A 13,431-nucleotide genomic window follows, 5' to 3' on the forward strand; every position below is an offset into this window, starting at 1 on the left:
TGGGAAACGGGAGTGACCATGATATAATCCGCCGCCCTCTGGCGCCGGAAGATAGGAGAAGACATTGCAAGGCCAAGAATTGCTCGCCTTTATCGTCGACAAGATCGATGACATGAAAGGCCGCGACATCATCACCCTCGATGTGCGCGGCAAATCCAGCATCACGGACACCATGATCATCTGCTCCGGCAACTCCAATCGTCACGTCAGTGCCATCGCCCACAACCTCGCCAGTGAGGCCCGTCATGCGGGGCTCGACCTGCTGAGCGTGGAGGGGGAACTCACCGGTGAGTGGGTGCTGGTGGACATGGGGTCGGTCATCGTCCACGTGATGCAGGATGAGTACCGCGACTTCTACCAGCTGGAAAAACTCTGGAGCGGCGCCGCCCAGGTCAATTCGCAATAAAGGGCGACAGCGTAACCAAAGATGAAGATCCAGTTGATTGCCGTGGGCACCAAGATGCCTGCCTGGGTAGAGCATGGCTTCGAAGAGTACCGTCGCCGCTTCCCCAAAGACATGCCGTTCGAGCTGGTCGAGATCGGCGCAGGCAAGCGCGGCAAGAATGCCGACATTCCCCGCATCCTGCAAAAGGAAGGGGAAGCCATGCTGGCCGCCGCCGGCCGCTCCCGTATCGTGACCCTGGACATTCCGGGCAAGCCCTGGACCACGGAGCAGCTCGCCGTGCAACTGGAAGCCTGGAAGCTGGATGGCCGGGACGTGGCGCTGCTGGTGGGTGGCCCGGAGGGGCTCTCCCCCGAGTGCAAGGCTGCTGCGGAGCAGAGCTGGTCGCTCTCGCCCCTGACCCTGCCCCATCCCCTGGTGCGGGTACTGGTGGCCGAGAGCCTCTATCGCGCCTGGAGCATCACCACCAATCACCCTTATCACAGAGAGTGACCCATGCCGACCCTGAGCATGCATTTCTCCTCTCTCACCCGCACGTCAGCCACAAGGTAACGGCATGCTGAAGAATCGCATTGAAATGCGCGATCACAGTGCCGAGGGACGTCTGTTCTTCCGGCGCACCTTGGTCGCCTACATCGGCATGGTCACCCTCATGCTGGTGCTGCTGGCTAACCTCTACTACCTGCAAGTAGAGTCTTACGAAACTTATCAGACCCGATCCAACGACAACCGCATCCGTGTGGTACCGGTGGCGCCGCCCCGTGGCCTCATCTACGACGCCAACGGTGTCCTGCTGGCGGAAAACCGCCCTGTCTACAGCCTGGAGATCGTGCCCGAAGAGACCGAGAACCTGGAGAAGACCGCGGACGACCTCATCACCCTGCTGGCCCTGCCGGAGGGGACCAAGGAGAAGTTCCTGGCCGAGGTCAAACGTCAGCGCCGCTTCAAGCCCGTGCCCCTGTTCGAGAAGCTGACCGAATACCAGGTCGCCCTCTTCTCGGTCAACCAGCACAACTACCCGGGGGCCAGCATCGAGGCCTACCTCAAGCGCTACTACCCGTTCGGCGACACCCTGACCCATGCCCTGGGCTACGTGGCCAAGATCAACACCCGTGACGTGGAGCGCCTCGAGAAGGAGGAGAAGCTCGCCAACTATGCCGCCACCAAGGACATCGGCAAACAAGGGGTGGAGAAGTACTACGAGGATCAGCTGCACGGCGTGGCGGGCTATCAGGAGGTCGAGGTGAACAACCGCGGCCGGGTGGTGCGCACCCTGAAATTCCAGCCCCCCGAGCCCGGCAAGGACATCTACCTCAACATCGACATCCGCCTGCAGTTGAAGGCCCAGGAGCTGCTGGCCGGCCGCCGGGGCGCCATCGTGATGATGGAACCCAACACCGGCGCCATCCTGGCCATGGAGTCAAGCCCGAGCTACGACCCCAACCTGTTCGTGACCGGCATCTCCAGCGCCAACTACTCGGCGCTGCTCAACGATCCCGCCCGGCCGCTGGTCAACCGCACCACCCAGGGCATCTATGCCCCCGCCTCCACCGTCAAGCCCATGATGGCGGTGATGGGGCTCAACGAGGGGGCGATCACCCCCAATTACCGCTACTTCGGCGGGCCCAGCTTCTCCATCCCGGGCACCACCAAGAAGTTCCGGGACTGGCGCCGCTGGGGCCACGGCTGGCTCGACGTCTATCGCGCCATCGAAGTGTCGGCGGACACTTATTTCTACGATCTCGCCTACCGGGTCGGCATCGACAAGATCAACAGCTACATGACCAAGTTCGGCTTCGGCCAGTACAGCGGCGTGGACCTCTATGAAGAGACCCGGGGCGTCATGCCCTCCCGGGACTGGAAGATGGCCCGCTGGCGTCAACCCTGGTACCAGGGGGACACCATCTCCATCGGCATCGGCCAGGGCTACTGGAGCGCCACCCCGATCCAGCTCGCCAAGGCCATCAGCATCCTGACCCAGAACGGTCACGACGTGACGCCACACCTGCTCAAGAGCACCGCCTCCTCCGATGGCGTGGTCAACGCCCCCATCAACCCGAACGTGGCCATCGCCGCCAAGAGCGATACCTACTGGCAGGTGGCCAAGGACGGCATGTGGCGCGTCATCAACGGCCACGAAGGGACGGGGCGCCGCGCCTTCGCCAATACCCCCTACAAGGCGGCGGGCAAGTCCGGCACCGCCCAGGTGGTGGGCCTGAAAGAGAACCAGGTCTACAACGCGGCCACCACCAAGGTGGAGCACCGCGACAACGCCCTGTTCGTCGCCTTCGCCCCCTTCGAGGCACCCAAGGCGGTGGTCGCCCTGGTGCTGGAGAACGCCGGGGGCGGCAGCGCCATGGCGGCACCGGTCGCCCGCCACATGCTGGATGCCTATCTGCTGCCGCCGGAACCCCAGTTGCCACCGGCACCGGAAAAGCCGTCCCAACCGAGTGAGGTCGTTTCCCAATGAGTAATTCTGCCCGCCAGCAGAGCATCTGGTACAAGCTGCACATCGACCTGCCGCTGCTGCTCGGCCTGCTGACCCTGATGGCCCTCTCCATGGTGGTGCTCTACTCCGCCTCGGGCCAGGATCTCGACTCCATCGTGCGCCAGCTGGTGCGCGGCGCCCTGGCCTTCGGTCTGATGATCGGCATGGCCCAGCTGCCGCCCTCCCTCTATGCCCGCTGGTCGGTGCCCCTGTTTGCGGTGGTGGTGCTGCTGCTCATCGCGGTGGACGTGTTCGGCCATATCGGCAAGGGGGCCCAGCGCTGGCTCGATCTCGGCTTCATGAAGTTCCAGCCCTCCGAGGTGATGAAACTCTCCATGCCCATCATGGTGGCCGCCTGGCTCAGCCGGCACTCCCTGCCGCCAAAGTTCAGCCATGTGATGATCGCCCTGGTGATGGTGCTGCTGCCCACCCTGCTGATCGCGGCCCAACCCGATCTCGGCACCTCCATCCTGGTGGCCGCTTCCGGCTTCTTCGTCATCTTCCTGGCGGGGATCAGCTGGTGGCTCATCGGGCTCGCGGTCTTGCTCATCTGCGCCTTCATGCCGGTACTCTGGTTCTTCCTGATGCACGACTACCAGCGCCAGCGGGTGCTAATGCTGCTGGACCCGGAGAAGGACCCCCTCGGTCGCGGCTATCACATCATCCAGTCCAAGATTGCGATCGGCTCCGGCGGCGTGTTCGGCAAGGGGTGGCTGCAAGGCACCCAGTCCCAGCTCGAATTCCTGCCAGAGCGCCACACCGACTTCATCTTCGCCGTCTTCAGCGAGGAGTTCGGTCTGGTGGGAGTGGCCCTCTTGCTGGTCATCTACCTCTACATCATCAGCCGCTGCCTGTTTATCTCCATGCAGGCCCAGAACAGCTTCGAACGCCTGCTGGGGGGCGCCCTGACCCTGACCTTCTTCGTCTATGTGTTCGTCAACATGGGCATGGTAAGCGGCATCCTGCCAGTGGTAGGGGTTCCCCTGCCACTGGTGAGCTACGGCGGCACCTCCATGGTAACCCTGATGGCGGGCTTCGGCGTTCTGATGTCCATCCAGACCCACAGGCGGCTGCTCGCCTGATGCGGCTCGGCTGGCTGGCTCTATCTCTGTGCACCCTGATGGCGGGTGCTGCCGTCTCGCCGGCCCGGCTCAGCCTGCTGGCCGAGCAGCAGCAGGTGCCGCTGGCAGAGTTGCAGGCCGCCGCCGCCCAGGCCAGCCTGCGCCAGGAGGTGCTGGACACCATCCGCCGCCCCTGGGAAGCCAAGCCCTGGCACCGCTACAGGCCGCTGTTCGTCACCCCGGAGCGCATCCGGGACGGAGTGGGATTCTGGCAGCGCCATGCCGCCACCCTGGCACGGGCCGAGCAGACCTACCAGGTCCCCGCCTCCCTCATCGTCGCCATCATCGGCATCGAGACCTTTTACGGTCGACAGATGGGGCGCCATCCGGTGCTCGACAGCCTTTACACCCTGGGATTCCACTACCCCGAACGGGCGGATTTCTTCGCCAAGGAGTTTGCCCAGCTGGTGCTGCTTGCCCGGGAAGAGAAGTGGCCGCTCACCACCCTCAAGGGCTCCTATGCCGGCGCCATGGGCATGGGCCAGTTCATGCCCTCCAGCTACCGCCACTACGCGGTCGACTTCGACGGAGACGGCAAGCGGGATCTCTTCGCCAACCCGGCAGATGCCATCGGCAGCGTGGCCAACTACTTCGCCCTGCACCACTGGCGCTGGGGCGAGCCGGTGGTGGAGCCCGCCTTGATCGGATTGGCGCCAGTAGGTACCCTGCTTGCACCCGAGCCCGAGCTAAGACACCGCTGGGCAGAGCTGGCCGCTGCGGGCATTGAAGTCGCCACACCGCCGTCACCCGAGACGCCGGTAAAACTGCTGGCGATGGAGCAGGCCGAAGGACCGGAATACTGGGTCGCGCGCCACAATTTTTACGTGATCACCCGCTACAATCGCAGCCCTCTCTATGCGATGGCGGTGCATCAACTCAGTCAAGCAATCCAGGACGCTTATGCATTACAGCCACAAACTTCTTCCCCTCAGCCTGACCTTGTTGCTGGCCGCCTGTAGCAGCCAACCCGAACCCCAGCCGCTGCCCCCGGAGCCCGTCCCCCAGGAGAAGCCCCAGGTCATCGAGATCCCCCAGGCGACCGGCGCCATTCCCCGCCCCGAACCCATGAGCGAGAGCGGCAACCGGGACTACTGGATCGGCAAGCAGAAGTTTGAGGTGTGGCGCGACATCAAGCACTACAGCGAGGAAGGCACTGCCAGCTGGCTCTCCCGGGATCTGGACGGCAACAAGACTGCCAACGGCGACGTGCAGGACAGCACCCTGTTCAGCGCCGCCCACCGCAACCTGCCCCTGCCAAGCTACGTGCGGGTCACCAATCTGGACAACGGTCTGGAGACCATAGTACGCGTCAATGATCGCGGCCCCTTCGGCAGCGATCGCCTCATAGATCTCTCCCACGCCGCCGCCGCGCAGCTGGAGATGGTGGAAGGGGGTGAGGCCCGGGTGCGCCTCGAACTCATCACCGATCAGCCGGATCAGATGGTAGAGATGGTGCCCATGACCCCGATGACGCCCATGGAGCCTGCGGCGCCAGCAGCCAATTCCTTCGCGAACGAGACGCCGGCCCCCAGTACACCGGCCAAGGCCGCGCCTGCTCCTGCCGCCACGGCAACCACCACCGTCTCCCCTCCCAAGGCCGGTGCGACCCAGGGCAAGATGATCCAGGTGCTCGCCAGCGGCTCGCAGGCGCGGGCCGAGGCCATGGGCAAGGTGATGACCCAGCGCTATGGCGTGCCGTACCAGGTGGTGGCACATGGCGCCGTCTTCCGCGTCCTGCTCGGACCCGTGGCCAGCGACAAGCAGGCCCCCCTGCTCGAGCAGATCCGCCAGGGTGGGTTGGAGCAGGCCTTCATCGTGCCCTGATACCCGCCCCGACCTCGCGCCGGGATACGACGCGAGGTCGGGGACCATCCCATAAAATCCCGTCCAGGTCGCATCTCGGACTATGACCGACACGCACATCTGGTATAGTGGGGCCCGCTTTTTTTCAACTTGGGTACAACCCATCCAGGCACCAGGAATTTCAAGATGTCCAAATTTGCCCGCTCCGTTATTCTGGCCTCCCTGTTAAGCGCCACCGCTCAGGCCAACCAGCCTGTTCCGACCCCGGATTCGGCCCTGCCGAGTGCCCAGCCGGTCCCCACTTTGAACAGCGCCCCCATGGTGGTGCCTGCCGCGCCCGAGATCTCCGCCAAGGCCCACATCCTGATCGACTACTTCTCCGGCCAGGTGCTGGCCGAGCAGAACGCCGACGAGCGTCTGCCACCCGCCAGCCTGACCAAGATGATGACCTCCTACATCGTCGGCGACGAGCTGCACAAGGGGAACATCAAGGGCACCGACATGGTGACCATCAGCCAGAACGCCTGGTCCAAGAACTACTCCGACTCCTCCAAGATGTTCATCGAGGTGGGCAAGCAGGTCTCCGTCGATGATCTCAACAAGGGCATCATCATCCAGTCCGGCAACGACGCCTGCGTCGCCATGGCCGAGCACCTGGCGGGCAGCACCGACTCCTTCGCCAGCCTGATGAACGCCTGGGCCGCCAAGCTCGGCATGAAGGACTCCCAGTTCAAGAACCCCCACGGCCTGGATGAAGAGGGCCACTACAGTACCGCCCGCGACATGGCCCGCCTGGGTCAGGCCCTGATCCACGATCAGCCGGAGGAGTACAAGATCTACTCCCAGAAGTCCTTCGTGTTCAACGGCATCACCCAGCACAACCGCAACCGCCTGCTGTGGGACCAATCCCTGCAGGTTGACGGCATCAAGACAGGTCACGTCAGCCAGGTCGGCTACAACCTGGTCTCTTCCGCCACCAACAACGAAGGCATGCGCCTGATCGCCGTGGTCATGGGGGCCAATAGCGAGGCTTCCCGCGCCGCCGAGAGCAAGAAGCTGCTCACCTACGGCTTCCGCTTCTTCCAGAGCCTGACCCCCTACAAGGCGGGCACCGAACTGGTCACCCAGAAGATCTGGATGGGCGACAAGTCTGAAGTGAAGCTGGGGGTCGACAAGGACGTCTCCGTGCTGGTCACCCGTGGCCAGGGCAATAACCTCAAGGCGGACTTCCAGCTGGAGAGCGAGCTGAAGGCGCCCCTGGCCAAGGGCCAGCGCGTCGGCACCGTGTACCTCAAGCAAGGGGACAAGGAGATCAAGCAGGTTCCCCTGGTTGCCCTGGAAGAGGTGCAGGAAGGTGGCCTGATGAGCCGCCTGTGGGATTACCTGGTGATGCTGGTCTCCAGCTGGTTCAAGTAACAGACCCTTCCTCAAGCAGCGGTGCCAACAGGCGCCGCTGCTGTCTTTTGCGGTCTGTCCAGTCAATAACCCTGTAATCTGCAGGTTCCGCCGACTGACGATTTGTGGTAAAAAGCAGCATTTCCACGTCTTGCCACACCGCCGGGTCTTGATCCCGAGGCGGCTCATGCCCATATAGACTGGGAACTGCCCCCTGGGGGCAGATGAGGGGACCGTTTCGGCGGCCCTCAAAGACGTAAAGATGACGTCGCTTCCCGGCGACCCAGAAAGGTGAAGTAGATGAATACCAAGTTTGATGAACTGCTGGAGTTCCCCTGCAAGTTCCCGTTCAAGGTGCTTGGCGTGGCCGATCCCGCCCTGCCCGACATGGTGGTGGAAGTGCTGCAGCAACATGCTCCCGGCACCTACAGCCCGACCGTTCAACCTAGCTCCAAGGGCAACTATCACTCGGTACGGGTGACGGTCACCGCCCAGAGCAAGGAACACATCGAGGCCATGTATACCGCCCTTGGCAAGATCGAGCTGGTTCGTTACGTCCTGTAAGTTGCCTCTCTCGCCCCGCCACCGGGGCGACTGATTATTTGCCGCCCGGTCGCAGCGGCGACCGTACCGACACCGCGCCGCCAGTGAGGAAAGATGTCACTCGAAACGCCCGCCGAGCCACAACCGTCAGCCGGCCAACTGCTCGTCAGACAGCTGGGCCGTCGCCCCTACCAGCCGGTGTGGGACGCCATGAAGGCGTTCACCGACAATCGCACCCCCGACACCCCGGACGAGTTCTGGGTGGTGGAGCATGACCCCGTCTACACCCAGGGTCAGGCCGGCAAGGCCGAACACCTGCTCGCCCCCGGCAACATCCCGGTGGTGCAGAGTGATCGCGGCGGCCAGGTGACCTATCACGGCCCGGGCCAGCTGGTGCTCTACGTGCTGGTGGATGTGCGCCGCAGCAAGCTCTCTGTACGGGAGCTGGTGACCTGCCTCGAAACCGCCATCATCAACACGCTCGCCAAAAGCAATATCGAGGCCTACGCCAAGGCCGATGCCCCGGGCGTCTACGTGAAGAGCGATCTGGGTATGGAAGCCAAGCTGGCGTCCCTGGGTTTGCGCATTCGCAAGGGGTGCTCGTTCCACGGGTTGGCCCTCAACGTCAACATGGACATGACTCCCTTCCTGCGCATCAATCCGTGCGGCTATGCGGGCATGGCCATGACCCAGACCAGCGCCCTGGGCGGCCCGCAGAGCGTCGCCGAGGCACAGTCCCTGCTGGTGACGGAGCTGGCCCGCCTGATTGGCTACCAAGAGATCACGAATACCGAAGAGGCGGCATGAGCAACCCCATGCCCCGTGGTCACGAGGGAGCCGCAAGGCCCCTGGTGACCGTCAACCAGACAATAACAAACACCGAGAGTGAATCATGAGCAAACCCGTTCGTATGGAGCCGGGCGTCAAGCTGCGCGATGGCGACAAGATGGCCCTGATCCCGGTGAAATTCATGCCGGATCCCAACGAGGAAGTGCTGCGCAAGCCGGAGTGGATGCGGATCAAGCTGCCGCCGTCGAGCCAGAAGATCGAGCACATCAAGAGCACCCTGCGCAAAAACAAGCTGCACTCTGTGTGTGAAGAGGCTTCCTGCCCCAACCTGGCGGAGTGCTTCAACCACGGCACCGCGACCTTCATGATCATGGGCGCCATCTGTACCCGCCGATGCCCCTTCTGCGACGTGGCCCACGGCCGTCCGTTGCCGCTGGATCCGGAGGAACCGAAGAAGCTGGCACTCACCATCAAGGAGATGAACCTCAAGTACGTGGTGATCACCTCGGTGGACCGCGACGATCTGCGGGACGGCGGTGCCCAGCACTTCGCCGACTGCATCCGCGAGATCCGCAAGCACAGCCCCCAGACCCGTATCGAGATCCTGACCCCGGACTTCCGTGGCCGGATGGAGCAGGCGCTGGAGGTGTTCCGCGAGACCCCGCCTGACGTCTTCAACCACAACCTGGAAACCGCCCCGCGCATGTACCGGGTTGCCCGTCCGGGCGCCGACTACAAGTGGTCCCTGGAGCTGCTGCGCCGCATCAAGGAGATGCACCCCCACGTGCCGACCAAGTCCGGTCTGATGATGGGCCTTGGCGAGACCAACGAGGAGATCGTCGAGGTGCTCAAGGACTTGCGCGAGCACGGCGTCAACATGCTGACCCTGGGCCAGTATCTGCAACCGAGCCGCCACCACCTGCCGGTGAAGCGTTATGTGCCGCCCGCAGAGTTCGACGAACTCAAAGATGTGGCCATGGATCTCGGCTTCAGCCACGCCGCCTGCGGTCCCTTCGTGCGTTCCTCCTACCACGCGGACCTGCAAGCCAAGGGGGAAGAGGTCAAATAAGCCTCTTTTCCTGCTGGCAGAAAAAAGAGCGCCCCTGGGCGCTCTTTTTTTATCGCCGTCACCTCGCAGGCAGCGGTTGTCCCTTTGTGATTGGCGCCGTTCTGGCGTAACGTGGCCACTCCCCTTCTCTGGAGTGCTGTGCCGGATGCCGACTCTCACCGTTCGCCTGATCCCCCTGCGTGACGCAGACTTTCCCGCCTATCGCGACTACTTCATCGAGGATTACGCCCAGGATCTTGCCAGCAACCACGGGATGGCGCAGCCTGACGCCCACCGTCAGGCCGACACCTCGTTGCAGCAGCTCCTGCCACTGGGTGTCGCCACCCCGGGTCATCACCTGCTCGCCATGGTACCTGAAGCCTCGAACGCGCCGAGCGAGCCTCTGGGCTATCTCTGGCACGCCATCGACGGCGCCGCCGGCACCACCTTCATCTACGACTTCTATGTGACACCGCCCCATCGTGGTCGCGGCCTCGGCAAGGCAGCCATGGCCGCCCTGGAGGCGCAGCTCGCCCCCCTAGGCATCCACCAGATCAAGCTGAGGGTGGCCCATGACAACCCGAGGGCACTGGCGCTCTATCAGGCGCTGGGCTTCACCATCACCGGCTACAACATGGCAAAGCGTCTGGATTGAGCACCTTCATTGGGCCACCACCCGGCCCATGGCTCAGAGCGAGATGCCGGAAAAGGACATGAAGCCGAGGGACATCAGCCCGGCCACGATGAAGGTAATGCCGATATCCCGCAGCCCCTCGGGCACATCCGAATACTTCATCTTCTGGCGCAACCCCGCAATGGCGACGATGGCCAGCAGCCAGCCCAGCCCTGAGCCCGCCCCGTAGACCACGGATTCGATGAAGTCGTAATCCCGCTGGGCCATGAACATCACCCCGCCGAAGATGGCGCAGTGCACCGTCAGCAGCGGCAGGTAGATGCCGAGCGCGTGATGGAGCGCCGGGAAATGTTTGTCGAGCACCATCTCCATCACCTGCACCAGCGCCGCCAGCACCCCGATGTAGACGATGAAATCGAGAAAGCCCAGATCAAACTCCCCGAGGAAGGTACTCTCGGGACGCAGGATATGGCGGTAGATCAGGTTGTTGAGGGGGATGGCGATCACCATGACCACCAGCACCGTCATGCCCAAACCGAAGGCGGTGTTGATGTTCTTGGAAACGGCCAGGAAGGTGCACATGCCAAGGAAGAAGGCCAGCGCCAGGTTTTCCACAAAAATCGACTGGATGAAGAGATTGACGTAATAGTCCATGAATGAGTTCACCACTTGGTTGCAATAAGAGCACGTCCGCGCCCGGCCAACGGCCAGTCGCGAAGATGACGTCACGGATGACGTTTACAGAGAGAGCTGGCGCAGCACCCGGTAATGACCACGGCAGCCGCCAGACTGCCGAGCAGCCCGGTCAGCGGTACTCAATGACGGGGATCAAACGGGCGGGCGCCCGGCTGGTGAACCTAGTCGCCCTGGCAGAAGCGATATTGCAGGTGGTGGCAGCGAAGCCGCCGTGTGTGCAGAGCGCCGAAGTAGTCGGGCCGCTGCCTGAGATAGATGAGAGGCAGGAAAAACAGCAGGCCGCAGAGCAGGCCGAGGATCTCGTGCTGGAACCAGGCCAGCAGCATCTGGTAGAGCTCGGCATGAGCAGCCCCTTCCAGTCGCCGTCCCTGCTCGAAACCGAGCCGCCACTGGGAGGCGGGCGGCAGGCTGACGTTGTCGGCAAGCCCCGGGTTCGCTGGCTCATGGAACAGCATCGGCCGCTCCTGCCCTTGCGTCTCCATTCCCCTAGTTGCAACGACCCCTGCCGCCGCCGCAGCGGCAAGCCAGAGAAGGCAGGCGATGGCAAGCACCATCGGCCATGACGAGGGGCGGCGAGAGGATGACAAGGGGGCTGTCCGTCAAGAAAAATTACAGGTGGAATATATCACAATACCGTCACTTATTGCATTTTCCACCATGAGATATTAACAGGAGCGATATTAAACACCGCCCCATTCCCTAAAACCGGCAAGGTTGCACCACCTTGAGAAAGCGACTTGCATCTTCCTCAAGGTGAGGGCTCACCCCTGCTCGAAGGCCGGGTGATAGCGCACTTCACCACTGGGCATGGCAGCGCCGAACGAGCGGGTCATGAAGTACTCGGGCGGCACGCCGGGCAGCGTCAACCCCGGCTCGGACACGAAACCAAAACGGCCGTAGAAGCCGGGATCCCCCAGCACCACGCAGCCGGCCGCTCCCATCCCCTTGAGCTCGGCCAGACCCGCGTCCATCAGCCGTGACCCCAGCCCCCTGCCCTGAAGCGCAGGGGAGACGGAAATGGGGCCAAGGCCATACCAGTGCGGGCTGCCATCGCTGATGGTGACCGGCGAGAAGCAGAGGTGGCCGACCACTTGCCCCGCCAGCTCCGCCACCAGCGACAGGCTGAGTGCCCCGGCCTGGCGCAGGTCACGCACGATCAACTGCTCGTTGTGATCGGTATGGGGGGCATTGAGGAACGCGGCCACGGTCAGCGCTTCAATGGCGTCGTGATCGGCGCCTGCTTCGGGCCGAATGATGATGTTCATTGGTTTTCTCCGTTTGTTATCTTGCAATGGATGGCCTGATCAGACTGCCTGCAGGCAGCAGATCACATAGCCGTAGCTGCCCAGGTATTGGCGGTGGATGGCCACTTCCCGGCTCAAGTCCTGCCAGGCTGGGCTATCCCCCAGCTCGGCACTGTGGCGCGCCAGATTGCGCTCGATGGGATCCAGATAGTTGTGCCAGGCCCTTTGCGGCAACTCGGTGTGCCACAGGCAGCGATAACCCGCCTCCTGCACCGCTTTGAGCAGGCCCGCCAGGGTCTGCATGGCGGGATAATCCCGCTGCCAGAACGCCAGCGCCTCCTCTGGGGGCGTGTCCGTCAGCCACACCAGGTCGCTCAGCACCAGGCAGGCATTAGGATCGGCAAGGTACGCCCGCCAGGCTTTGAGCGCATTGGCCACCCCTATGGTGTACGCGCTCCCCTCGGCCCAGATGAGATCGGCGGGGGCAAGATCTGCCGGCAGCGCCGCCATGTTGGCGCACAGAGTAGTGACCTGACTCAGCCCCGCCGCGCTGGCCGATCTCGCCACGGCGGCCAGCGCCTCCTCGTCCAGATCGATGGCCACGATGGTGGCGTCCGTCACCTGTGCCAGCGCCAGAGTGGCGGCGCCGCGCCCACAGCCCATGTCGAGGATCCGGCGAGGCTGGCTGGGCAGCGCGGCAAATTGCTGCTGGGTGAAGAGGCTATCGCCCGGCCCCCAATAGCTCATGCCATCCAGCAGCAGCTTGAAATCCCGGATGTAGCGCTCATGTTCATTCATGTCTTTGCTGAGCCACTGCAGGTGGTAACGCGCTTTTTCACTGAATCCCTGCTTCATCACCCAGGCAAAGTAAGCCTGCGGGGCTTGATGCTGCAGTTGCCGCTGCCAGGCCTTGAACTCGTCGCCGGAGTGCGCACGCAAACCGGCGAGATCCGCCAGCAGATCCCGGGCGCGTTGCATCCGCGCCAGCTCTTCATCCAGCTCCCTGACCCGGGTTTCCAGCGTTGCCTGCTCCAGCTCGCCCGCCAGACAGGCGAGGCACTGCTTGAGGCTGAGCCCGCCGGCCTGCAGGGCCTGTACCATCCGCAGCCGCTGCAGATCGTCATCGTCGTAGTGGCGATAGCCGTTGGCGCCCCTTGTGCCCGCAATCACCCCCAGCTTCTCGTAATAGAGCAGGGTGGAGCGGGCCAGGCCGCAGCGCCGGGCCAGTTCGGATATTTTCATGACAACCACTCGCTGAGGGGTCCGT

At 63.4% G+C, this 13,431-nt stretch carries 15 protein-coding genes; 11 read left to right on the top strand and 4 right to left on the bottom strand.

Translation table 11 applies throughout. The annotated features are described in order from the left end of the window. The first annotated feature begins 64 nt into the window (after positions 1 to 64). From rsfS to J9892_RS01375, 11 genes are all read left to right on the top strand, one after another. Complete coding sequence (rsfS, locus tag J9892_RS01325) at positions 65 to 406, top strand: ribosome silencing factor (protein WP_010673762.1); 342 nt, start codon at positions 65 to 67, stop codon at positions 404 to 406. 21 nt (positions 407 to 427) lie between these two features. After that, positions 428 to 895, top strand: a complete 468-nt coding sequence (gene rlmH, locus J9892_RS01330) for a 23S rRNA (pseudouridine(1915)-N(3))-methyltransferase RlmH (RefSeq protein WP_005298242.1) — start codon at positions 428 to 430, stop codon at positions 893 to 895. A 64-nt stretch (positions 896 to 959) separates the two neighbouring features. Then, positions 960 to 2,873, top strand: a complete 1,914-nt coding sequence (gene mrdA / locus J9892_RS01335) for a penicillin-binding protein 2 (protein ID WP_010673761.1) — start codon at positions 960 to 962, stop codon at positions 2,871 to 2,873. Further along, positions 2,870 to 3,973 (top strand): rod shape-determining protein RodA, encoded by a 1,104-nt coding sequence (gene rodA, locus J9892_RS01340; protein WP_010673760.1) that lies wholly within the window; start codon positions 2,870 to 2,872, stop codon positions 3,971 to 3,973. Before mrdA ends, rodA begins: the two co-directional genes overlap by 4 nt. After that, a complete protein-coding gene (mltB, locus tag J9892_RS01345) occupies positions 3,973 to 4,971 on the top strand; it encodes a lytic murein transglycosylase B (RefSeq protein ID WP_210537931.1) in 999 nt (332 codons plus the stop codon). The genes rodA and mltB overlap by 1 nt, the downstream gene beginning before the upstream one ends. Next, a complete protein-coding gene (locus J9892_RS01350) occupies positions 4,913 to 5,836 on the top strand; it encodes a septal ring lytic transglycosylase RlpA family protein (RefSeq protein WP_128318132.1) in 924 nt (307 codons plus the stop codon). The genes mltB and J9892_RS01350 overlap by 59 nt, the downstream gene beginning before the upstream one ends. A gap of 165 nt (positions 5,837 to 6,001) precedes the next feature. After that, positions 6,002 to 7,231 (top strand): D-alanyl-D-alanine carboxypeptidase family protein, encoded by a 1,230-nt coding sequence (locus tag J9892_RS01355; protein ID WP_039041110.1) that lies wholly within the window; start codon positions 6,002 to 6,004, stop codon positions 7,229 to 7,231. Between the two features lie 279 nt (positions 7,232 to 7,510). Continuing rightward, a complete protein-coding gene (ybeD, locus tag J9892_RS01360; protein ID WP_010673756.1) occupies positions 7,511 to 7,774 on the top strand; it encodes a DUF493 family protein YbeD in 264 nt (87 codons plus the stop codon). 93 nt (positions 7,775 to 7,867) lie between these two features. Further along, positions 7,868 to 8,560 carry a lipoyl(octanoyl) transferase LipB gene (gene lipB, locus J9892_RS01365; protein WP_010673755.1) on the top strand — a complete coding sequence of 231 codons (693 nt, stop codon included), beginning with the start codon at positions 7,868 to 7,870 and terminating at the stop codon, positions 8,558 to 8,560. 85 nt (positions 8,561 to 8,645) lie between these two features. Further along, positions 8,646 to 9,611: a lipoyl synthase gene (lipA, locus tag J9892_RS01370; RefSeq protein WP_210537932.1), complete on the top strand. Its 966-nt coding sequence runs from the start codon at positions 8,646 to 8,648 to the stop codon at positions 9,609 to 9,611. A 145-nt stretch (positions 9,612 to 9,756) separates the two neighbouring features. Further along, positions 9,757 to 10,245: a GNAT family N-acetyltransferase gene (locus tag J9892_RS01375; RefSeq protein ID WP_210537933.1), complete on the top strand. Its 489-nt coding sequence runs from the start codon at positions 9,757 to 9,759 to the stop codon at positions 10,243 to 10,245. Between the two features lie 33 nt (positions 10,246 to 10,278). On the opposite strand, the gene nqrE is transcribed toward J9892_RS01375, so the two are convergent. From nqrE to J9892_RS01395, 4 genes are all read right to left on the bottom strand, one after another. Next, the gene (gene nqrE / locus J9892_RS01380) at positions 10,279 to 10,878 is read right to left on the bottom strand and encodes an NADH:ubiquinone reductase (Na(+)-transporting) subunit E (RefSeq protein WP_167824705.1); all 600 of its coding nucleotides are present in this window, start codon (positions 10,876 to 10,878) and stop codon (positions 10,279 to 10,281) included. A 203-nt stretch (positions 10,879 to 11,081) separates the two neighbouring features. Next, the gene (locus J9892_RS01385; protein ID WP_010673751.1) at positions 11,082 to 11,375 is read right to left on the bottom strand and encodes a hypothetical protein; all 294 of its coding nucleotides are present in this window, start codon (positions 11,373 to 11,375) and stop codon (positions 11,082 to 11,084) included. A 306-nt stretch (positions 11,376 to 11,681) separates the two neighbouring features. Then, positions 11,682 to 12,185: an N-acetyltransferase gene (locus tag J9892_RS01390; RefSeq protein WP_210537934.1), complete on the bottom strand. Its 504-nt coding sequence runs from the start codon at positions 12,183 to 12,185 to the stop codon at positions 11,682 to 11,684. 39 nt (positions 12,186 to 12,224) lie between these two features. Beyond that, the gene (locus J9892_RS01395; RefSeq protein WP_210537935.1) at positions 12,225 to 13,406 is read right to left on the bottom strand and encodes a MerR family transcriptional regulator; all 1,182 of its coding nucleotides are present in this window, start codon (positions 13,404 to 13,406) and stop codon (positions 12,225 to 12,227) included. Positions 13,407 to 13,431: the final 25 nt, after the last annotated feature.

The organism is Aeromonas sp. Prich7-2 (assembly GCF_017939255.1).
GTDB classification, from domain to species: domain Bacteria; phylum Pseudomonadota; class Gammaproteobacteria; order Enterobacterales; family Aeromonadaceae; genus Aeromonas; species Aeromonas caviae.